Source organism: Thauera sp. (genome assembly GCF_035444905.1).
Lineage (GTDB): Bacteria > Pseudomonadota > Gammaproteobacteria > Burkholderiales > Rhodocyclaceae > Thauera.
In genome coordinates, this window is sequence record NZ_DAOMPS010000001.1 from 1 (window position 1) to 20,478 (window position 20,478).

Consider the following 20,478-nt stretch of genomic DNA (forward strand, 5'->3'; position numbering starts at 1 on the left):
ACGTTTATCACGTCTGATAACGAGGGCGGGGCGCCGGCTGCGGCGACCCCGCCCCGCTCCGGACAGACAAGCAGCTCAGGCCGGTCTTGCGCGGCGCTCCGACGACGACATCACCTGCGTCACCAACCGCAACACGTTCGGCATCGGCACCTGAAACCGCGTCCCCTGTCCTGAAGATGCAATGCAGGCTTCGCAGCACCCTCCCGAGCTGCGCCCCGGGGTTTCAGCACTCAGCGACCCCGTGCCCCAAACCAACAACACATACTGTAGAGAGGCAAGATCTTGAACCCGAACGCTCCCATTGAGAGCCCGGAAATGGCGCGCAAGCGGCGCAGTACCATCTTCTGGGTGATCGCCCTGGCCTTCGTCGGCCTGGTTTTTGATGGTTACGACCTCGTCGTCTACGGCGCCGTGCTGCCCGGCTTCATGGGCCCGGACGCCGCCAAGTGGATCGGCGACCGTGCGCTGACGCCGCAGGAGGCCGGCATGCTCGGCTCCTACGCGATGATCGGCATGATGCTCGGCGCGCTGGTCGCCGGCACCCTGGGCGACCTGATCGGCCGCCGCAAGGTCATGCTGGTCTCGATCGCCTGGTTCTCGATCGCCATGGCGGTGTCGGCCATGACCGAGTCGGTTGCCGCCTTCGGCATCTGGCGCTTCATCACCGGCCTGGGCGTCGGCGCGCTGGCCGGCACCACCGGTGCGATGGCGGCCGAGTTCGCCCCGCCGGGGAAGAAGAACCTCGCCACCGCCTTCTGCTATGCGGGCATCCCGCTCGGTTCGCTGCTGTCGGCGCTGCTGGCGATCTTCCTGCTGCCGATCATCGGCTGGCGGGGCATGTTCCTGATCGGTGCGCTGCCGCTTGTCACCCTGTTGCCGCTGGCGATCTGGAAGATGCCCGAGTCGGTGGCCTGGCTGGCTTCGCGCGGCCGGCTGGACGAAGCGCGCCGCGTCTCCGAGCGCACCGGCGTGCCCATCCCCGAGACCGAGATCAAGCCGCAGCAGAGCGCGGCCGCCAGCGCCGCCGACGCGCGTGCGGGCTGGGCCGGTCTGTTCACCGTCTATCTGGTGCCTGCCATCGTCATCGGCTTCGTGTCGGCGTTCTGCCTGCTGCTGGTGTACTCGCTGAACACCTGGCTGCCCAAGATCATGCTCCCGATCATGGGCCAGAACGGTTCGCTGGCCTTGCTGCTGGTGCTCAACGCCGGCGCCATGGTCGGTACCTTGTACGGCTCCACCCTGGCCGACAAGCACAGTCCGCAGCGCATCGTGGCGCTGGGCTTCCTCGTCGGTGCGCTCGCCATGGGTGCCATCGGCATGATCGCCTCGACGATCGACGTCCCTGCGGTCGCCAAGGCCGGCGAAGTCCAGCAGCTCGCCAACGTCGGCGGCATCGCCGTGGCCCTGCTGCTGCTCACGATCGCGATCACCGGCCTGGGCACCTCGGGGACGCAGACCCTGATCTACGGCCTGGCCGCCAACTACTACCGCACCAACGTGCGTGGTGCCGGTGTCGCCTGGACGGCTGCCTTCGGCCGCATCGGCGGTATCTTCGGGCCGATCTTCGGTGCCTTCCTGGCGGTCAAGTTCGCCGGCGAGCTGCACAGCATCTTCTATGTGCTCGGTGGCATCAGTCTCATCGGCCTTGCCCTCACGCTGATCATTCCGAAGAGCAAGGCCGCGGCGGTCGCGCAGTCGGTGGCGCCGACCACGGCGCCTGCGGCGGCCGTGCCTGCCACCAAGTCGCGTCTGTACGGCACCATCATGGCCGTGGTCGATCACACCGGGAACAAGCTGACGCGCGAGCGGGTGTCGGAATTCGTGTCGCTGACGGGCTCCAAGGTCCACCTGGTGTATCTCGCGCCCGAGCACGTGCTGTCCGCCGAGGTCAACCAGACCGACAAGGCGATCGATCCGAAGCACGTGGCGAACCTGCAGCAGTATGTGAACGAGGTCAACGCCCAGGGCGTGCCGGCCGAAGGCCAGATCCTGACGTCCACGCTGTTCGGTCGGGGCAAGGCGGTGGTCGACCTCGCCGAGCAACTGCGCTGCGACCTGATCATCCTCAACACCGAGGAAGGCGGCCAGCGTGCCAAGGCCGAGCTCGCGCAGGAGGTGGCCAGGCAGAACCCGAAGATGGCGGTGCTGATCGCGCGCTCGACGCAGTAAGCGCTGTCGCATCAAGACACCAGCCCCGATCGTCACGGCCGGGGCTGTTGTTTTTGGTGCGTCCCGCAGGGGGACGTCCTGCGCTGCGAGCCGCCAGGCCCGGCGCGATCAGCCTTTCGCCTGAGAGACGCTCCAGGCTGAGTTACGGAGAGCACACGAATGTTCGGATTCACCGCACTGGAGCTCGCCCGGGCCCAGTTTGCCTTCACGGTATCGTTTCACATCCTGTTCCCGGCCATCACCATCGGCCTGGCGGCTTACCTGGTCGTACTCGAGGGCCTTTGGTTGCGAACGCGGCAGACGCTGTATCGCGATCTCTACCATTTCTGGTCCAAGATCTTCGCGCTCAACTTCGGCATGGGGGTCGTCTCCGGGCTGGTGATGTCCTATCAGTTCGGCACCAACTGGAGTTTCTTCTCCGATTTTGCGGGCGGCGTCACCGGCCCGCTGCTGGCCTACGAGGTGCTGACCGCCTTCTTCCTCGAGGCCGGCTTCCTCGGCGTGATGCTGTTCGGCTGGAACCGGGTCGGCCCGGGGCTGCATTTCTTCTCCACCCTGATGGTGTCGATCGGCACGCTGATCTCGACCACCTGGATCCTGGCTTCCAACAGCTGGATGCAGACGCCGGCCGGATTCGAGATCATCGATGGCCGCGCCGTGCCGGTCGACTGGCTGGCGGTGATCTTCAACCCGTCCTTCCCCTACCGGCTGCTGCACATGACGGTGGCGGCCTTCCTTGCCACCGCGCTGTTCGTGGCGGCCTCCGCGGCCTGGCAGCTGCTGCGCGGCCGTGACAATCCGGCGATCCGCAAGATGCTGTCGATGGCAATGTGGATGCTTGTGGTGGTGGCGCCGATCCAGGCGGTGATCGGCGACTTCCACGGCCTCAACACGCTCAAGCACCAGCCGGCCAAGATCGCGGCGATGGAGGGGCACTGGGAGAACCATCCGGGCGAGGGCGTGCCCCTGGTGGTCTTCGCCTGGCCCGATCAGGAGCGCGAGGAGAATCGCTTCGCGATCGAGATCCCGCGCCTGGGCAGCCTGATCCTGACGCACTCGTGGGACGGCCAGTTTGCCGGCCTGAAGGAGTTCCCGCGCGAGGACAGGCCGCCGGTCGCGGTGGTGTTCTGGTCCTTCCGCATCATGGTCGGCCTCGGCGTGCTGATGATCCTGCTCGGCGCCTGGAGCCTGCTGCTGCGGCGTGGCGAAGCGCTCTACCGCTCGCGAGCCTTCCTGCGCGCCACCCTGTGGATGGGGCCGACCGGCCTGATCGCGATCCTCGCCGGCTGGTTCACCACCGAGGTGGGGCGCCAGCCGTGGGTGGTGTATGGCCTGCAGCGCACGGCCGATGCGGTGTCCAATCACGAGGCGCTGCCGCTGGCGATCTCGCTCGGGCTGTTCATCGTCGTGTATTGCGTCGTGTTCGGCGTCGGCATTGCCTACATGCTGCGCCTGGTGCGCAAGGGGCCGGAACTGCACGAGGGCGATACCGGCCTGGTCGGCGGACCGGGGCATGAGCGCCAGCAGATGCGTCCGATCTCGGCCGCAACCGACGACGACCTCCGCGCCGCGGCGCACAGGAGCTGAAGACCATGGGTATCGATTTCTCGCTGATCTGGATCCTGATCATCTTCTTCGGGGTCATGATGTACGTCGTCATGGACGGCTTCGACCTCGGCATCGGGATCCTCTTCCCCTTCGCGCCCGACCGCCATGACCGCGACGTCATGATGAACACCGTCGCCCCGGTGTGGGACGGCAACGAGACCTGGCTGGTGATGGGCGGCGCCGGGCTGCTCGCCGCCTTTCCGCTGGCGTACGCGGTGGTGCTGAGCGCGCTCTACCTGCCGCTGATCTTCATGCTGCTCGGGCTGATCCTGCGCGGCGTGGCCTTCGAGTTCCGCTTCAAGGCGCATGACCATGAACGCCACCTGTGGGACAAGGCCTTCATCGTCGGTTCGGTCGCGGCCGCGTTCTTCCAGGGTGTCGCGCTCGGTGCCTACATCGAGGGCATTCCGGTGGTGGACCGCGCCTTCGCCGGCGACGCCTTCGACTGGTTCGCGCCCTTCCCGCTGTTTGCCGGGCTGGGCGTGGTCGTGACCTATGCCGTGCTCGGCAGCACCTGGCTGATCCTGAAGACCGAAGGCGCGTTGCAGGCAGCGATGATCCGGCTGACCGGACCGCTGCTGTGGGCACTGCTTGCCTTCGTCGTCGCGGTCAGCATCTGGACGCCGCTCGCCCACCCGGGCATCGCCGCACGCTGGTTCGCGTGGCCCCAGCTGCTTTGGTTCGCGCCGGTGCCACTGTTGGTGGTGTTCTGCGCGGTGCAGCTGCTGCGTTCGCTGCGCGGCGCGCCGCACGCGGCGCCCTTCCTCTACGTGCTGGGGCTGGTCTTCCTGGGCTACACCGGCCTGGCGATCAGCGTGTGGCCAATGATCATCCCGCCCGATATCACCATCTGGGACGCTGCCGCTCCGCCCCAGAGCCAGGGTTTCACGCTGGTGGGGGCGCTGTTCATCATTCCCTTCATCCTGATGTACACCGCCTGGTCATACTACGTGTTCCGCGGCAAGGTTCGCCCGGAGGACGGCTATCACTGATGGAAAATCGACAGCACAAGCCTGAGCCGGCGCCGGGCTCATCCTGGCGGCGGCTCGCGTGGTTCGTCGCGATCTGGGCGGGCGGCGTGCTGGCCCTTGGCCTCGCGGCCTGGCTGTTGCGCCTGGCCATGGACGCGATCGGCATGAAGGGCTGAGGTCGCGTTTCCCACGCCGATAGGCTTTTGAGCCGACGAGCGCGCGGTCTTGCCACACGCGGTGACAAATGTCGCCCGTATTGCAAGGGCGTTGCAGTACCATTACAGACGCTTGTGCGTGCGACGATTTTCAGGATTGCACCGGGTACTGCCTTCGCGGGGGCTGCATGCGCGTCGGAAAACTGCTCAGATTTCTGGCCATCCTGCTTGGCTGTCTGCTGTATGCGATCCCGCGCTGGCTGCATGAGGAGTTCGGTCGGGTCAGCATCGACCAGGTGCTCTATCACCTGCGTTTCGGGGCCGCGGGGGTCCTCACAAGCGACCCAGAGATCCTTCATCGTTTCTTGTGGCGCGGTCTTGTGCTGCCGCTCGCGCTGGCTGCGTTGCTGTGGGGGCTCGATGCGTGGGTGCGGTATCTGCGCGCGCATCCCGAGGCCTGGCCGCGACCGTGGCTGCGTGCCGCCGGGCAGCGACTGCTGGTCGTGCTGCGCCATGCCGCGCAACATACCTTGCCGCGGATCGTGCCGCTGGTCGTGCTCGGCGCCGGTGTCGCGTTCTTCGTCGATGGTTTCTCGGTGGCGCGCTATGTTCGCGGCTATTTTGGCGAGGACTACTTCACGTACGCGTACGTCGATCCGGCGCGGATCACGCTCGAGCGCGGGCGCAAGCCGCCCAAGAGCCTGGTGCTGATCTACGTCGAGAGCCTGGAAAACAGCTACGCCGATCCGGCGCTGTTCGGCCGCGATCTGCTGCATCGCCTGAATGCCCTCAAGGCGCGGCCGGGCGTGATCCAGTTCGAGGATTACCGAGAGCTGATGGGCGCCCATTTCACCATAGCCAGCCTGGTGGCGACGCAATGCGGCCTGCCGCTGAAGTCGGTGGCCATGTACGGCGGCAACGTGCAGGGCGAGCGGCTCGAGCGCTACCTGCCACGGGCGCGCTGCCTGGGCGACATCCTCGCCGCCGAGGGCTACACCAACGTGTTCCTGAATGGCCCCAGCCTCGAGTTCGCCGGCGTGGGCAAGTTTTTCCGCGACCACCGCTACCACAAGGTGATGGGGCGCGAGGAGTGGATCGCCGCCGGCGAGCCGGAGGCCGGCATGAATGCCTGGGGCTTGCGTGACCCCGACCTGTTCGCGCACGCAAGCAGCGAGCTCGAGCACCTGATGGCCGCGCGGCGGCCGTTCAACCTCACGCTGCTGACGATCGACACCCACCACCCCTACGGTCACCTGTCGCCGCATTGCCGGCGTCAGGGGTATCAGGATTTCGATGGCCTCGTCGAGTGCACCGCCGGGCTGGTGGCGGACTTCATCGAGCACATCATCGCCCGCGGTTGGCTCGATCGCGTCGCCATCGTCGTGCAGGGCGACCACCTGGCGATGGGCAACACGTCCTGGCCCCGGCTGGTGCAGAACCCCGAGCGCCGCATCTTCAACCTGTTCATCAGCGACGACCACCAGCTGGCGCCCAACACCGGGGTGCTCACGCACTTCGACATGCTGCCGACCTTGCTCGATTTCGTCGGCCTCGAAGTGAAGGGTGATCGCGCCGGTCTGGGCTATTCCGCGCTCGGGCCGCTGCGCACGCAGCGTCCGGCGGATCGGATTGCGCGCATGAGCGAGCAGCTGATGAACGACAGCCCGGCCTACCGGGCGCTGTGGGAGCCGCTGCCCGAGGCGCCGGTCGCCGTGGTTCCGGCGGCAACCGCGGTCACTGAGGCGGTGCAGATGACACGCATCGGCCATGCGCCCGGGTCGGGTGATCCAGTGCGTCGCGAGCAGCATATCGATCCCTGAGGGGAAGGTGCATGCACCGATGTGGTGCATGAGTGCGCGCACGCCCCGCGCTGGTGCATGCGTCTGCGGCGAGTGCACCCGAGCGCCTTCCCGGCTGTCGCCGGGCGCGCGCCGGCGCGAGGGGTTGCGGATGCAATCACGGCCCTGGCGGCGTCTGCATAGACTTGGCCCGTTGTTTGCTTAATGGATCGGCATGAACGCCGTGAGCGAGTTACGCGCCCCTTTGCAGACTGGCTGTCCCGCCCCCGGCGGCTGGCAGGCCGAGCTGCAGCTGCGCTATCAGCGTCGCGGCGGACGCACGGTGCTGGTTCGCAATGCCCATCGCGGCCCATTGCGGGTGCAGCGATCGCTGTATCCGGAAGGTGACGCGGTATGCCATACCATCCTGGTGCATCCACCGGCCGGCATCGCAGGCGGTGACGCGCTGCGTGTCGATCTGGCGCTGGAGGACGGGGCGCATGTGCTGGTGACGACGCCCGGGGCGGGCAAGTGGTATCGCAGTGCCGGCCCGCAGGGCCGTCTGGAGCAGCGTATCGAGGTGGCGGCGGGTGGCGTGTGCGAGTTCCTGCCGCAGGAGAGCATCGTCTATGACGGTGCGCGCGGCGAGCTGCTCACCGAGGTGCGCCTGCATGGCGATGCCTGCTTCATCGGCAGCGAGATGCTCTGCTTCGGCCGCACGGCCTCGGGCGAGCGCTTCGGCCACGGCGAACTGGCGCTGCGCACCCGTATCGAGCGCGACGGGCGCCCGCTGTGGCTGGAGCGTGGCGTGGTCGGCGGCGGCGGGGCGCTGCTGGGGGCGTCGGTCGGGCTGCAGGCGCAGCCGGTCAGCGCCAGTTTCGTGGTCGCCTCGCCGCGCTGCGATGCGGGCTTGCTGGCGGCGTGGCGCGAGGCTGTGCCGCTGGCGGGCGAGGGCGGCGTGACGCTGCTGCCCGGCCTGCTGGTCGCGCGCTGGCTGGGGCCGGCATGCGAGCCGGGGCGCGAGTGGTTCGCGCGCCTGTGGGCGAGTGCGCGACCGGCCGTTGGCGGGCGTGCGGCGCGGACGCCGCGGATCTGGAACACCTGAACAACGCACGAGCGGCGCAGGGGCGCCGTGGAGGACACGATGGAACTGAGCCCACGCGAGAAGGACAAGCTGCTGATCTTCACTGCCGGCCTGCTGGCCGAGCGCCGGCGCGCCCGCGGCCTGAAGCTGAACTATCCGGAGGCGGTGGCCTTGATCACCTGCGCGATCCTGGAGGGCGCGCGCGATGGCCGCAGCGTGGCCGAGCTGATGAGCGATGGGGCGACGCTGCTGACGCGGGACGAAGTGATGGAGGGGGTGGCGGAGATGATTCCCGACATCCAGGTGGAGGCGACGTTTCCGGACGGGACGAAGCTTGTCACGGTGCACAACCCGATCGTTTGAGGCGCCTGGACATGTTGTCTTTTCGCGCGCTGCCCGCAATCGCCACGCCGGGTATTTGCGCCGCAGGCTGCGGAACTCGCCCTGCGGGCTCGGACAGTCCTCGCCTGCTCTGCAAACACCCGACATGCCGATTGCTACCGCATCGTGCGACCGCCCCGCTTCGCTGCCACTGGGAGAAGAACGGATGATCCCCGGAGAGTATTTCGTCGCCGATGGCGACATCGAACTCAACGTCGGTCGCGCTACGCTGACCCTCGTCGTCAGCAACACCGGCGACCGCCCGATCCAGGTCGGTTCGCACTATCACTTCGCCGAGACCAACACCGCGCTCGACTTTGACCGCGGCGCGGCGCGCGGCTTCCGGTTGAACATCGCGGCGGGCACCGCGGTGCGCTTCGAGCCCGGGCAGTCGCGCACGGTGGAGCTGGTGGCGCTCGATGGCGAGCGTGAGGTGTACGGGTTCAACGGCCTGGTCATGGGAGCACTGTGATGGCGGAGATCTCGCGCCGCGCCTACGCGGAGATGTTCGGCCCCACGGTGGGCGACCGGCTGCGGCTGGCCGATACCGAGCTGGTGATCGAGGTGGAGCACGACTTCACGATCTACGGCGAGGAGGTGAAGTTCGGCGGTGGCAAGGTGATCCGCGACGGCATGGGCCAGGGCCAGGGCGTGGCCGCCGACGTGGCGGACACCATCATCACCAACGCGCTGATCGTCGATGCGGTGGTCGGCATCGTGAAGGCCGACGTCGGACTCAAGGACGGGCGCATCTGGCGGATCGGCAAGGGCGGCAACCCGGACATCCAGCCCGGGGTGACGATCCCGATCGGTGCCGGCACCGAGGTGATCGCCGGCGAGGGCATGATCCTCACCGCGGGCGGCATCGACAGCCACATCCACTGGATCTGCCCGCAGCAGATCGAGGAGGCGCTGATGTCGGGCGTCACCACCATGCTCGGCGGTGGCACCGGGCCGGCGACCGGCACCTTCGCCACCACCTGCACGCCGGGGCCGTGGCACATCCACCGCATGCTGGAGGCGGCCGAGGCCTTTCCGATGAACCTTGGCTTCTTCGGCAAGGGCAACGCCAGCCTGCCGGCGCCGCTTAAGGAGCAGGTGCAGGCCGGGGTGATCGGCCTCAAGCTGCACGAGGACTGGGGCACGACGCCGGCGGCGATCGACAACTGCCTGACGGTGGCTGACGAGATGGACATCCAGGTCGCCATCCACACCGACACGCTCAACGAGTCCGGCTTCGTCGAGACCACGCTCGCCGCGTTCAAGGGCCGCACCATCCACACCTTCCACACCGAAGGCGCGGGCGGCGGCCATGCGCCGGACATCATCCGCGCGATCAGCCGGCCCAACGTGCTGCCGTCGTCGACCAACCCGACGCGGCCGTACACCGTCAACACCATCGACGAGCACCTCGACATGCTGATGGTGTGCCACCACCTCGACCCGAGCATCGCCGAGGACGTGGCCTTTGCCGAGTCGCGCATCCGGCGCGAGACCATCGCCGCCGAGGACATCCTGCACGACACGGGGGCGTTCTCGATGATGTCGTCGGACTCGCAGGCGATGGGCCGGGTGGGCGAGGTGGTGATCCGCACCTGGCAGACGGCGCACAAGATGAAGCTGCAGCGCGGCTGGCTGGCGCCGAGGCGCAGCGCCGCGGCGGCAGTGCCGGACGCAGTCGCGGTGATCGAGGAAAGTGCGCTCAACGACAATTTCCGCGTCAAGCGCTACATCGCCAAGTACACGATCAACCCGGCGATCACCCATGGCATCGCGCACGAGGTGGGCTCGATCGAGCCCGGCAAGCTCGCCGACCTGGTGCTGTGGCGTCCGGCCTTCTTCGGCGTCAAGCCGAGCCTGATCCTCAAGGGCGGGATGATCGCCGCGGCGGCGATGGGCGACCCCAATGCGTCGATCCCGACCCCGCAGCCGGTGCATTACCGGCCGATGTTCGGCAGCTTCGGCAAGGCGGTGAAGACCTCGGTGACCTTCGTGTCGCAGGCCGCCCTGCACAACGCCGAGGTCGCCGCGCTCGGGCTGCAGAAGCCGCTCGTGGCGGTCAAGGGCTGCCGCAAGGTGAGCAAGGCCGACATGGTGCTGAACGACGCCACGCCGGCGATCGAGGTCGATCCCGAGACCTACATCGTGCGCGCCGACGGCGAGCACCTTAGCTGCGCACCCGCCGAGGTGCTGCCGATGGCGCAGCGCTATTTCCTGTTCTGAGAACCCTCATGACTGCTCCCACCCTGATCGACTCCCAGCCTGCCGCGGTCGTGCCGGTCGCCGCGCCGGCCCCGCCGTCCGGGGCGATGTGCCTTGTCGAAGGGCTGTGCTGCGATGATGCGCCGGCCACCGATCGCCTCGAGCTGGACTTCAACACACGGACCAAGAGTCGCCTGCGCGCGCGCCTGGCTTCGGGCGCGGAGGTCGGCCTGTTCCTGCCGCGCGGCACCGTCCTGCGCGGCGGCGACAGGCTGCGCGCCAACGACGGCCGGGTCATCGCCGTGGTCGCGGCCGACGAGGATCTGCTCGAAGCGCGCTGCGCGAGTTCCACGGATCTGGCCCGCGCGGCCTTTCATTTGGGCAACCGCCACGTCGCGGTTCAGGTCGGGCGGGACGCCGGCGGCGACTGGCTGCGCATCCAGGCCGACCATGTGCTCGAGGGCATGCTGGTCGGGCTGGGTGCGCTGGTCAGCTCCCTGCGCGCGCCCTTCGAGCCCGAGGCGGGCGCCTACGCGCCGGGCCACCAGCACCCGGGCGACGGCAGCGGCGCGCGCATCCACCTGATGGCGGGGCAGTGAGCATGCACGCGGCGGCGCCGCTGCTGCCCCTGTTGCGCTTGTTGCAGCTGGCCAGCCCTGCGCTGCCGGTCGGCGCCTACACCTACTCGCAAGGCCTGGAGTGGGCGGTGGAGAGCGGCGTGGTGGCCAGGGAGGCGGACGCTGCGGCCTGGATCGGCGATCTGCTGGCGTGGAGCGTGGCGCGCTTCGAGGCGCCGCTGCTGGCGGGGCAGCTCGCCGCCTGGGGCGCTGGCGATGACGCGGAGGTGCTGCGGCTCAACGCCGACTTCCTCGCCAGCCGCGAGACCGCCGAGCTGCGCGCCGAGACGGTGCAGATGGGCTGGTCGCTGGTCAAGCTGCTGACCGAGCTCGAGGCCTTTGCCGCGCTGCCGGGCTGGCGCGCGCGCCTGCTGGCGATCGACACGCCCTGCTTCCCCAGCGCCTGGTCGGCCGCGGCCGCAGCCTGGCAGGTGCCGGTCGCGCAGGCGCTGGCCGCCTACCTCTGGGCCTGGGCCGAGAACCAGGTGATGGCGGCGGTGAAGGCGGTGCCGCTCGGCCAGAGCGCCGGCCAGCGCCTGCTCGCCACGCTCGGCGAGCGCATCCCGGCGCTGGTCGAGCAGGCGCTGAACCTGCCCGAGGCGCGCTGGAGCAACTACACCCCCGGCCTGGCGATCGCCAGCAGCCGGCACGAAACCCAATACACGAGGCTGTTCAGATCATGAGCATGGACTTTCCCAAGCACCGCGGCCCGCTGCGTGTCGGCATCGGCGGGCCGGTCGGCTCCGGCAAGACGGCGCTGACCCTGGCGCTGTGCCTGGCGCTGCGCGACAAGTACAACATCGCCGTCGTCACCAACGACATCTACACCGCCGAGGACGCCCAGTTCCTGGTGCGCAACGAGGCGCTCGCGCCCGAGCGCATCATCGGCGTCGAGACCGGCGGCTGCCCGCACACCGCGATCCGCGAGGACGCCTCGATCAACCTCGAGGCGGTCGATCGCCTCAACGCGCGCTTTCCGGGGCTCGACATCATCTTCGTCGAGTCCGGCGGCGACAACCTGGCGGCGACCTTCTCGCCCGAGCTGTCCGACCTGACGATCTACGTCATCGACGTCTCCGCCGGCGACAAGATTCCGCGCAAGGGCGGCCCCGGCATCACCCGCAGCGATCTGCTCGTCATCAACAAGATCGACCTCGCGCCCCTGGTCGGTGCCTCGCTCGAGGTCATGGATCGCGATGCGCGCAAGATGCGCGGCGCGCGCCCCTTCGTCTTCTCCAACCAGAAGACCGGCCAGGGGCTTGCCGATATCATCGACTTCATCGAGCGCCAGGGCCTGCTCGTCGCCGCCTGACGCCAGCCCAAGGACGCCAGCCCGGCGCTGCCCGCCCACCGCTGCCCGCCCACCGATCACGTAACCGCAGGAGTCCCCGCCATGAGAACCCCTTCCGCCCTCGCCGCCGTGGTGCTCGCCACCAGCTCCGGCGCCGCGCTCGCCCACCCGGGCCATGAGGCCGCGAGCTTTGTCACCGGCTTCGCCCACCCGCTCGGCGGCCTCGATCACCTGCTCGCGATGCTCGCCGTGGGCCTGCTTGCCGCGCGCCAGTCGGGCCGCGCGCGCTGGATGCTGCCGGCCGGCTTCGTGCTGGCGATGCTGGCCGGTGCCGGACTGGGCGTGCTCGGCCTCGCCCTGCCCGCGGTCGAGGCCGGCATCGCCGCCTCGGTGCTGGTGTTCGGCCTGCTGATCGCGCTCGCCGCGCGCCTGCCGCTGGCAGCGAGCCTGCCGCTGGTGGCGGTCTTCGCGCTGTTCCACGGCCACGCCCACCACGCCGAGATGGGCGGCGCCAGCCTCGCCACCTACGCCGTCGGCTTTGCGCTCGCCACCGCCCTGTTGCATGGCGCCGGCTATGCGCTGGCGCGGTGGACGCCGCAGACCCGGGGCGGTGAGCGCATCCGGCGCGTGGCCGGCGGCGCCATCGCCGGTACCGGCGCTGTGCTGCTCGGCGCCTGATGCCGCCCGTCCGCGCCTGCGCCCGATGCGGCGGCAGGCGCCGCCGCCGGGCGTTTGGCGCTAGCATGCGGTGATCTGCAAGGAGGGCGCCATGGATCTCGATCACTTCGTTCGCAGCCTGCCCAAGGCCGAGCTGCACCTGCACATCGAAGGCACGCTCGAACCCGAGATGATGTTCGAGCTCGCCCGCCGCAACGGCGTGGCGCTGCCCTGGGACAGCGTCGCGGCCACGCGCGCCGCCTACGCCTTCAGCGATCTGCAGAGCTTTCTCGATCTCTACTACGCCGGTGCGGCGGCGCTGATCCACGAGCAGGATTTCTTCGAGCTCGCGCTGGCCTACTTCGAGCGCGCCCACGCCGACGGCGTGGTACATGCCGAACTGTTCTTCGACCCGCAGACCCACACCGCCCGCGGCGTCGCCTTCGACACCGTGCTCGACGGCCTGGAGCGCGCCTGTGGCGAGGCGCAGGCGCGCTGGGGCATCAGCTCACGGCTGATCCTGTGCTTCCTGCGCCACCTGAGCGAGGACGAGGGCCTGGCCACGCTGGCACAGGCGCTGCCGCATCTGGCACGCATCCACGGCGTAGGCCTGGACTCGTCCGAGAAAGGCCATCCGCCGAGCAAGTTCGCGCGCCTGTTCGCGCGCTGCCGCGAGCTCGGCCTGCATGTCGTCGCCCATGCCGGCGAGGAAGGGCCGCCAGCCTATATCGTCGAGGCCCTGGACATCCTCGGTGTCGAGCGCATCGACCACGGCGTGCGCGCCGCCGAGGATCCCGCCTTGCTCGAACGGCTGGCGCGCGAGCAGGTGGCACTGACGGTGTGTCCGCTGTCGAACGTCAAGCTGTGCGTGTTCCCGACGCTTGCGCAACACAACCTCGGCCAACTGCTCGACGCCGGCCTGAGGGTCACGATCAACTCCGACGATCCGGCCTATTTCGGTGGCTACATCGCACAGAACTACATCGACACCGCGCAGGCGCTGGGCCTGACCCGTGCCCAGCTCAAGCACATTGCGCGCAACAGCCTGGAAGCCAGCTTCGTGCCCGAAGGGCTGCGCGCGCCCTGGCTCGAGCGCCTGGACGCGATGCCGGCCTGAGGCGCGTCGCGCGCCGGTGGACGGCCGGACGGGGAGGGCGGCTGGCGACGGCCCTCAGTCGCCGATGGCGGTGTGCACCTCGTGGGGGCTGTTCTGCAGCGTCTCGCGCTCCACTTCCTTCAGGCGGCGATCCTTCTCGAGGCGGGCGCGGGTGATGCGCAGGGCCGCCTCGTAGGATTCCTTGAGTTCGTCCGTGGTGGGGGCGCCCGGTTGGTCGACGATGGGCTGGGCGTTCATGTCCTTCTCCTGGATCAGGATCTCCGGATGCGGACCCTCGTGATGGTCCGACCTAAGTTTAGAGTGCCGAGCGGCCCGGCGCGATCCCTGATTCGCGATCGTTCGCGCCGGGCGCGCGCCGCCTCAGGCCAGCGGCGGATTGGGGCTCATCAGGCTGGCCGGCAGCTCGCTGTGGCCGCGCAGGTAGAGGTCGATCTGGCGCGCGGCGTCGCGTCCCTCGCCGATCGCCCACACCACCAGCGAGGCGCCGCGGCGGGCGTCGCCGGCGACGAACACGCCGGGCAGGCTGCTCATCATCGCCGCATCGGTGGCCAGGGTGCCGCGCGGGCCGGGTCCGAGTCCGGTGCCGGCGAAGGGCGCGAGGTCCGGCCCGGCGAAGCCGATGGCGATCAGCACGTGGTCGGCGGGCAGCACCACCTCGGGGTCGAGCACCTGCCGGCCGCGTCGCCGCCCCTGGCCGTCGTAGGTCCAGGCCACCCGCTCGAACTGCATGGCGGCGACGCGGCCGCGGCCGGCGGCCTCGAGGAAGGCCACGGCGTCGAGCGCGAACGCTTCCTCGCCCCCCTCCTCGAGCGCATAGCTGCGGCGCCGGATGCGCGGCCACTGCGGCCAGGGATTGCCGGGCGCGCGCTGCAAGGGCGGGGCGCCGCGCACGCTCACCTGGGTCACGGCGCAGGCGCCCTGGCGGTGGGCGGTGGCCACACAGTCCGCCCCGGTGTCGCCGCCGCCGAGCACCAGTACGCGCTGGCCGTGCACGTCGATGTGCGGGGCGGCGGCGCGTCCGGCCTGACGGCGGTTCTCGGCGACGAGGAAGTCCATCGCCAGGTCGACCCCCGCCAGGCCGCGCCCCGGCAGCGCGAGATCGCGCGCGGCGCCCGCTCCGATGGCGAGGCACACCGCGTCGAAGCGGGCGCGCAGCTGCGCGAGGCTGGGGTCGCGGCCCACGCAGTGCCCGGTCAGGAAGCGCACGCCCTCGGCGGCGAGCTGGGCCACGCGGCGCGCCACGCGGTGCTTGGCGATCTTGAAGTCCGGGATGCCCAATGCCATCAGGCCGCCGACCACCTCGCTGCGCTCGAACACGGTGACCGCATGGCCGGCACGGTTGAGCTGCTGCGCGCAGGCCAGCCCCGCCGGCCCGCTGCCCACCACCGCGACGTGCTGGCCGCTGCGATGCGGTGGCGGCTCGGGGCGGATCCAGCCCTGCTCCCAGCCCATGTCGACGATCGCCCGCTCGATGGCCTTGATGCTCACCGCCTCGTCGTCGCGCCCCAGCACGCAGGCCGGCTCGCACGGCGCCGGGCAGGTGTAGCCGGTGAACTCGGGAAAATTGTTGGTGGCGTGCAGGCGTACCAGGGCCTCGCGCCAGCGCTGGCGGCTCACCAGGTCGTTCCAGTCGGGGATCAGGTTGCCCAGCGGACAGCCCGCCATGCAGGTGGGTACGCCGCAATCCATGCAGCGCTCGCCCTGGGCCTGGATGGCGTCCGCCTGCCAGCCGGCAAGGATCTCGTCGTAGTCGGCGATGCGCTGACGCGGGTCGCGGTAGGCGAGCGGCTGGCGGCCGCGCTTCAGGAAGCCGTCGGGATGGCGTTCGCTCATCGGCTGTCGGCCTCGGGCACGGCGGTGGCGGCGGGCAGCGCGCGCGCCGGCGTGCGTGCGCGCGCGAGCCGGGCCGCGTGGGCAAGCGGCATGACCTTGACGAAGCACGGGCGCAGCGTGGGCCAGTGCGCCAGCACGCGGCGGGCGAGGGCGCTGCCGGTGAGCGCGACATGGTTGCGCAGCAGGTGCAGCAGCAGGGCGAGGTCGTCGGCGTCCTCGACGGTCTCGAGGCGGACCATGTCGGCATTGAGCCGGGTGGGGAAGCGTCCGTCCTCGTCCAGCACATAGGCCTCGCCGCCGCTCATGCCGGCGCCGAAGTTGCGCCCGGTGGCGCCGAGGATCACCACCGCCCCGCCGGTCATGTATTCGCAGGCGTGGTCGCCCGTGCCCTCGACGACGGCCAGCGCGCCCGAATTGCGCACCGCGAAGCGCTCGCCGGCCAGGCCGTTGAAATAGGCCTCGCCGCTGGTCGCACCGTACAGCACCGCGTTGCCGACGATGATGTTGGCCGCGGCGGCGTAGCCCGCATCGGCCGGCGTCGCCACCACCAGGCGCCCGCCCGACAGGCCCTTGCCGGCATAGTCGTTGGCTTCGCCGCGCAACCGCAGCTCAATGCCGGTGGCGAGGAAGGCGCCGAAGCTCTGGCCTGCGGTGCCGTGGCAGTGCACGCTCACGGTGGCGGCTGCGAGCGGCGGGGCGCGGCCGCGGCGGCGCACGAGCTCGCCCGACAGCAGGGCGCCGACGGCGCGGTCGCCGTTGCCGACTTCGAGGGCCAGGTGCACCGCCTCGCCGCGCGCGATCGCCGCCGCGGCCGCAGCTACGAGCCGGTGGTCGGGCTGGGCCTCGAGCTGGTGATCCTGTTGGCGGGTGCAGCGCGGTGCGTCCTCGGCCAGCGGGCGGTGCAGCAGGCGCGACAGGTCGGTGCGGATCCCCTTCGCAAGGGCCACCGGGCGCTGGCGCAGGCGGTCGACGCGGCCGATCATGTCATCGACGCGGCGAAAGCCCAGGCGCGCCATGATCTCGCGCAGCTGCCGGGCGATGAAGCGCATCAGGGTGACGACATGTTCCGGTCGCCCGGCGAAGCGCGCCCGCAGCGCCGGGTCCTGGGTGGCGATGCCGGCGCTGCAGGTGTTGCAGTGGCACTTGCGCAACATGATGCAGCCGAGCGCGACCAAGGCCGCGCTGCCGAAGCCGAACTCCTCGGCGCCGAACAGCGCGGCGATGGCGACGTCGCGGCCGCTGCGCAGGCCACCGTCGACCCGCAGCCGGACGCGCGAGCGCAGGCCGTTGGCGAGCAGCACCTGCTGGGTTTCGGCCAGGCCGAGCTCCCACGGCGCGCCCGCGTTCTTGATCGAGGTCTTCAGGGCCGCCCCGGTGCCGCCGCTGTCGCCGCTGATCAGGATGGCGTCGGCGCGGGCCTTGGCCACGCCGGCGGCGATGGTGCCGACGCCGGCCTCGGCCACCAGCTTGACGTGCACCTCGGCGCCGGGGTTGGTGCATTTGAGGTCGTGGATGAGCTGGGCCAGGTCCTCGATGGAGTAGATGTCGTGGTGCGGCGGCGGCGAGATCAGCCCCACCCCCGGCGTGGTGTGGCGCGCGGCGGCGATGTCCGCATCCACCTTGCCGGCGGGCAGCTCGCCGCCCTCGCCGGGCTTGGCGCCCTGGGCCATCTTGATCTCGATCTGGCGCGCGCCGGCGAGGTACTCGATGGTGACGCCGAAGCGCCCGCTGGCGACCTGCTTCATCGAGCAGGCGCGCGCCGTGCCGAAGCGCTCCGGATGCTCGCCGCCCTCGCCCGAGCCGGCCTTGCCGTCGATCCGGTTCATGGCGATGGCCAGCGCCTCGTGCGCCTCGCGCGACAGCGCGCCGAAGGACATCGAGCCGGTCGACAGGCGCGGCAGGATCGCCTCCACCGGCTCGACCTCGTCGACCGGGATGCCGCCGGCCGGGTCGGGCACGAACTCGAGCAGGGCGCGCAGGCTGGCAGGCGGCAGTTCGAGCCCGTCGACCTCGGCGGTGTAGGCGGTGAAGGCCCGGTAGTCCTCGTTGCGCACCGCCTGCTGCAGGCGGCCGATGGACAGCGGGTTCCAGGCGTGCTGCTCGCCAGCACGGCGCCAGTAGTAGTCGCCCCCGGCCTCGAGCGCCGGGCTGTCCGCAGCGCCGCTGGCGAAGGCCAGGCGATGGCGCTCGCGGCTTTCGCGCTCAAGGCCGTCGAGGTCCACGCCCGGCACGCTGCAGCTGGTGCCCTCGAAGCAGCGCCGCACCAGCTCGGGGGCGAGGCCGACGGCCTCGAACAGCTGCGCGCCCTTGTAGGCCTCGAGCGTGGAGATGCCCATCTTCGCCATGACCTTCAGCAGCCCGCCCTCGACCGCCGCGCGGTAGCGCCGGCGGGCGAGGACGGCGTCGGCCGCGAGCTCGCCGTCGGCCACCAGCCGGTCCACGCTGTGCCAGGCGAGCCAGGGGAAGACCGCATCCGCGCCGTAGCCGATGAGGGTACTGAAGTGATGCACGGCGAAGGGCTCGCCGCTCTCCACCACCAGGCCGGCCGCAGCGCGCAGGCCCTGACGCAGCAGGTGATGGTGGACGGCGCCCAGGGCAAGCAGGCTGGGGATCGCCATGCGCGCGGCGGCGACGTCGCGGTCGGACAGGACGAGGAGGGCGGCGCCGCCGGCCAACGCCGCCTGCGCTGCCGCCTCGAGGCGGTCGAGCGCGGCGGCAAGGGTCTCGTCCGGCGCGCAGGTGGTGTCCAGGCAGGCGAGCGGCAAGCGGGGGCGGAGGGCATCGAGGGCGGCGCGGCCGTCGCCGTCGAGCAGCGGCGACTCGAGCCGCAGCCGCCGGCAGTGGGCGGGCGTGGCCGCCAGCAGGTTGCGCTGGGGGCCGAGCTGGCCGCCGAGCGAGGTCACCACGGCCTCGCGCAGGTGATCGATGGGCGGATTCGAGACCTGGGCGAAGAGCTGGCTGAAATAGTGGAACAGGGGGCGATGGCGCGCCGACAGGAAGGCCGGCGGGGTGTCGCTGCCCATGGAGCCGAGCGGGTCCTTGCCCTCGGCCGCCATCGCCTGCAGCAGGCAGCGCAAGGTCTCGAGGCTGTAGCCGAAAGCCGCCTGCCAGCGCGCCACCGCCTGCGCCGAGGGTGTCGCCGCGGGCGTGGGCGCCGGGCTGGGGGCGGCCAGCTGCACGCGCTCGCGCGCCAGCCACTCGGCGTAGGGGGCGGCCGTCGTCAGTCCGGCAAACAGCTCGTGTTCCGGCACGATGCGCCGGCTGCGGGTGTCGGCCACCAGCAGTTCGCCGGGCTTGAGCCGGCCCTTCATGACGAAGGCCGAGGGCGGCCGCGCGAGCAGTCCGGCCTCGCTGCCCAGCACCAGCAGGCCGTCGGCGGTGAGCGCGCTGCGGCAGGGGCGCAGGCCGTTGCGGTCGAGTACCGCGGCGACCTGCTCGCCATCGCTGGCCACCACCAGGGCCGGGCCGTCCCAGGGTTCCATCAGGCAGGCGTGGTACGCGTAGAAGGCGCGTCGCCCGGCGTCCATCGACGGGTCGCCCTCCCAGGCCTCCGGAATCATCATGCGCAATGCATGGGGCAGGCTGCGTCCGCCCAGCAGCAGCAGCTCGAGCACGGCGTCGAAGCTGGCCGAGTCGCTCGCGCGCTCGTCGATGAGCGCGCGCAGGCGCGCGACGTCGGCGCCGAAGTGCGGGCTGGCCAGGGCCTGCTCGCGCGCCCGCATCCAGTTGCGGTTGCCGCGCAGGGTGTTGAACTCGCCGTTGTGCACGATGCAGCGGTAGGGGTGGGCGAGCGGCCAGGCGCCCAGCGTGTTGGTGGAAAAGCGCGCGTGCACCAGGGCCAGCGCGGAGGCCATGTCCGGATCGCCCAGGTCCGGGTAATAGGCCGCGAGCTGGGCGCTGGTGAGCAGCCCCTTGTAGACGAGGCGGCGGCGGTCGAGCGAGCAGACGTAGAGCCCGGGGGGCTCGCCGCGGGCGCGCTGCTCGATGAGCCTGCGCAGCAGGTACAGGCGCAGGTCCAGCGTGGCCGGCGGCAAGGCCCGGCGCGGCGCCACGAAGCACTGCCACACCGCGGGCTCGCTGAGGCGGGCGGCGCGTCCCAGCACGCCGGGCTCGGTGGGTACGCGCCGCCACGCCAGGACCTCGAAGCCGTCGTCGGCGGCCGCGCGCTCCACCAGGCGGCGCATCGCTTCGCCCGCGCTGTCCTGGGCGGCGAGAATCTGGCCGACGCCGTAGGCGTCCGCGCCCGGCAAGCCCGGCAGTATGCGGGCGAAGAAGGCATGCGGTTTCTGCAGCAGGATGCCGGCGCCATCGCCGCAGGCTTCGTCGGCGCCGCGTGCGCCGCGGTGGCCGAGCCGCTGCAGGGCGGCCAGTGCCAGCGCGACGACACGGTGGCTGGCGCCGCCGCCCAGGTCGACGATGGCGCCCACGCCGCAACTGGCGCGCCCGCCGCGGCGATCGTGAAGGCCTGGCCAGGGGCTCGCTGCATCCATCGCTGCTTCGCCTCGCTGCGCTCCTTTGGCGCCGTCTCGCGAACAGCCCTGCCCGGCGCCGACCGGCCCGCTGCGGGCCCGGATGGCAGGACCGTGATGCGCCGCAGTGCGCGGCGTACAAACTG

General features: G+C 70.6%; 17 protein-coding genes. 14 read left to right on the forward strand and 3 right to left on the reverse strand.

Annotated elements, in window-relative coordinates; all coding sequences use genetic code 11:
• The first annotated feature begins 315 nt into the window (after window positions 1–315).
• The 14 genes from PLC66_RS00005 (at window position 316) to PLC66_RS00070 (ending at window position 14,030) form a co-directional block, all read left to right on the forward strand.
• A complete protein-coding gene (locus PLC66_RS00005; protein ID WP_324536622.1) occupies window positions 316–2,169 on the forward strand; it encodes an MFS transporter in 1,854 nt (617 codons plus the stop codon).
• A 159-nt stretch (window positions 2,170–2,328) separates the two neighbouring features.
• On the forward strand, window positions 2,329–3,756 hold the full coding sequence (locus tag PLC66_RS00010; RefSeq protein WP_324536624.1) for a cytochrome ubiquinol oxidase subunit I: 1,428 nt from the start codon (window positions 2,329–2,331) through the stop codon (window positions 3,754–3,756).
• A gap of 5 nt (window positions 3,757–3,761) precedes the next feature.
• Entirely contained in the window at window positions 3,762–4,769 is a 1,008-nt protein-coding gene (gene cydB / locus PLC66_RS00015) for a cytochrome d ubiquinol oxidase subunit II (protein WP_324536626.1), read from the forward strand.
• Window positions 4,769–4,924, forward strand: a complete 156-nt coding sequence (locus PLC66_RS00020) for a DUF2474 family protein (protein ID WP_324536628.1) — start codon at window positions 4,769–4,771, stop codon at window positions 4,922–4,924. The genes cydB and PLC66_RS00020 overlap by 1 nt, the downstream gene beginning before the upstream one ends.
• A gap of 167 nt (window positions 4,925–5,091) precedes the next feature.
• A complete protein-coding gene (locus PLC66_RS00025) occupies window positions 5,092–6,723 on the forward strand; it encodes a sulfatase-like hydrolase/transferase (protein WP_324536630.1) in 1,632 nt (543 codons plus the stop codon).
• A 193-nt stretch (window positions 6,724–6,916) separates the two neighbouring features.
• Window positions 6,917–7,786, forward strand: coding sequence for an urease accessory protein UreD (locus tag PLC66_RS00030; RefSeq protein WP_324536632.1), 870 nt, complete (start codon window positions 6,917–6,919; stop codon window positions 7,784–7,786).
• Between the two features lie 39 nt (window positions 7,787–7,825).
• Window positions 7,826–8,128 (forward strand): urease subunit gamma, encoded by a 303-nt coding sequence (ureA, locus tag PLC66_RS00035; RefSeq protein WP_324536634.1) that lies wholly within the window; start codon window positions 7,826–7,828, stop codon window positions 8,126–8,128.
• A gap of 184 nt (window positions 8,129–8,312) precedes the next feature.
• A complete protein-coding gene (locus tag PLC66_RS00040) occupies window positions 8,313–8,618 on the forward strand; it encodes an urease subunit beta (RefSeq protein ID WP_324536636.1) in 306 nt (101 codons plus the stop codon).
• Window positions 8,618–10,369 carry an urease subunit alpha gene (gene ureC / locus PLC66_RS00045; protein ID WP_324536638.1) on the forward strand — a complete coding sequence of 584 codons (1,752 nt, stop codon included), beginning with the start codon at window positions 8,618–8,620 and terminating at the stop codon, window positions 10,367–10,369. Before PLC66_RS00040 ends, ureC begins: the two co-directional genes overlap by 1 nt.
• An 86-nt stretch (window positions 10,370–10,455) precedes the next feature.
• Complete coding sequence (gene ureE / locus PLC66_RS00050; RefSeq protein WP_324537073.1) at window positions 10,456–10,947, forward strand: urease accessory protein UreE; 492 nt, start codon at window positions 10,456–10,458, stop codon at window positions 10,945–10,947.
• Window positions 10,948–10,949: 2 nt separating this feature from the next.
• Window positions 10,950–11,648, forward strand: a complete 699-nt coding sequence (locus PLC66_RS00055; RefSeq protein ID WP_324537075.1) for an urease accessory protein UreF — start codon at window positions 10,950–10,952, stop codon at window positions 11,646–11,648.
• On the forward strand, window positions 11,645–12,277 hold the full coding sequence (ureG, locus tag PLC66_RS00060) for an urease accessory protein UreG (RefSeq protein ID WP_324536640.1): 633 nt from the start codon (window positions 11,645–11,647) through the stop codon (window positions 12,275–12,277). Before PLC66_RS00055 ends, ureG begins: the two co-directional genes overlap by 4 nt.
• Before the next feature lie 81 nt (window positions 12,278–12,358).
• Complete coding sequence (locus PLC66_RS00065) at window positions 12,359–12,934, forward strand: HupE/UreJ family protein (protein ID WP_324536642.1); 576 nt, start codon at window positions 12,359–12,361, stop codon at window positions 12,932–12,934.
• A 91-nt stretch (window positions 12,935–13,025) separates the two neighbouring features.
• Entirely contained in the window at window positions 13,026–14,030 is a 1,005-nt protein-coding gene (locus PLC66_RS00070) for an adenosine deaminase (protein ID WP_324536644.1), read from the forward strand.
• Window positions 14,031–14,084: 54 nt separating this feature from the next.
• Here the strand turns inward: PLC66_RS00070 and PLC66_RS00075 are convergent, their stop codons facing one another.
• The 3 genes from PLC66_RS00075 to gltB all read right to left on the reverse strand — a co-directional run bounded on the left by PLC66_RS00075 (window position 14,085) and on the right by gltB (window position 20,353).
• Window positions 14,085–14,267: a hypothetical protein gene (locus tag PLC66_RS00075; RefSeq protein ID WP_324536646.1), complete on the reverse strand. Its 183-nt coding sequence runs from the start codon at window positions 14,265–14,267 to the stop codon at window positions 14,085–14,087.
• Window positions 14,268–14,390: 123 nt separating this feature from the next.
• Window positions 14,391–15,863 (reverse strand): glutamate synthase subunit beta, encoded by a 1,473-nt coding sequence (locus tag PLC66_RS00080; protein WP_324536648.1) that lies wholly within the window; start codon window positions 15,861–15,863, stop codon window positions 14,391–14,393.
• Window positions 15,860–20,353: a glutamate synthase large subunit gene (gene gltB, locus PLC66_RS00085; protein WP_324536650.1), complete on the reverse strand. Its 4,494-nt coding sequence runs from the start codon at window positions 20,351–20,353 to the stop codon at window positions 15,860–15,862. The genes PLC66_RS00080 and gltB overlap by 4 nt, the downstream gene beginning before the upstream one ends.
• Window positions 20,354–20,478 lie beyond the last annotated feature (125 nt).

What these genes read in the sequence shown, in the direction of transcription:
- PLC66_RS00025 (WP_324536630.1), top strand. Translation starts at nt 5,092, where the DNA reads ATGCGCGTCGGAAAACTGCTCAGATTTCTGGCCATCCTGCTTGGCTGT.
- ureC (WP_324536638.1), top strand. Translation starts at nt 8,618, where the DNA reads ATGGCGGAGATCTCGCGCCGCGCCTACGCGGAGATGTTCGGCCCCACG.
- ureE (WP_324537073.1), top strand. Translation starts at nt 10,456, where the DNA reads ATGTGCCTTGTCGAAGGGCTGTGCTGCGATGATGCGCCGGCCACCGAT.
- PLC66_RS00010 (WP_324536624.1), top strand. Translation starts at nt 2,329, where the DNA reads ATGTTCGGATTCACCGCACTGGAGCTCGCCCGGGCCCAGTTTGCCTTC.
- ureG (WP_324536640.1), top strand. Translation starts at nt 11,645, where the DNA reads ATGAGCATGGACTTTCCCAAGCACCGCGGCCCGCTGCGTGTCGGCATC.
- PLC66_RS00020 (WP_324536628.1), top strand. Translation starts at nt 4,769, where the DNA reads ATGGAAAATCGACAGCACAAGCCTGAGCCGGCGCCGGGCTCATCCTGG.
- cydB (WP_324536626.1), top strand. Translation starts at nt 3,762, where the DNA reads ATGGGTATCGATTTCTCGCTGATCTGGATCCTGATCATCTTCTTCGGG.
- PLC66_RS00075 (WP_324536646.1), bottom strand. Translation starts at nt 14,267, where the DNA reads ATGAACGCCCAGCCCATCGTCGACCAACCGGGCGCCCCCACCACGGAC.
- PLC66_RS00040 (WP_324536636.1), top strand. Translation starts at nt 8,313, where the DNA reads ATGATCCCCGGAGAGTATTTCGTCGCCGATGGCGACATCGAACTCAAC.
- PLC66_RS00055 (WP_324537075.1), top strand. Translation starts at nt 10,950, where the DNA reads ATGCACGCGGCGGCGCCGCTGCTGCCCCTGTTGCGCTTGTTGCAGCTG.
- PLC66_RS00070 (WP_324536644.1), top strand. Translation starts at nt 13,026, where the DNA reads ATGGATCTCGATCACTTCGTTCGCAGCCTGCCCAAGGCCGAGCTGCAC.
- PLC66_RS00005 (WP_324536622.1), top strand. Translation starts at nt 316, where the DNA reads ATGGCGCGCAAGCGGCGCAGTACCATCTTCTGGGTGATCGCCCTGGCC.
- gltB (WP_324536650.1), bottom strand. Translation starts at nt 20,353, where the DNA reads ATGGATGCAGCGAGCCCCTGGCCAGGCCTTCACGATCGCCGCGGCGGG.
- PLC66_RS00080 (WP_324536648.1), bottom strand. Translation starts at nt 15,863, where the DNA reads ATGAGCGAACGCCATCCCGACGGCTTCCTGAAGCGCGGCCGCCAGCCG.
- ureA (WP_324536634.1), top strand. Translation starts at nt 7,826, where the DNA reads ATGGAACTGAGCCCACGCGAGAAGGACAAGCTGCTGATCTTCACTGCC.
- PLC66_RS00030 (WP_324536632.1), top strand. Translation starts at nt 6,917, where the DNA reads ATGAACGCCGTGAGCGAGTTACGCGCCCCTTTGCAGACTGGCTGTCCC.
- PLC66_RS00065 (WP_324536642.1), top strand. Translation starts at nt 12,359, where the DNA reads ATGAGAACCCCTTCCGCCCTCGCCGCCGTGGTGCTCGCCACCAGCTCC.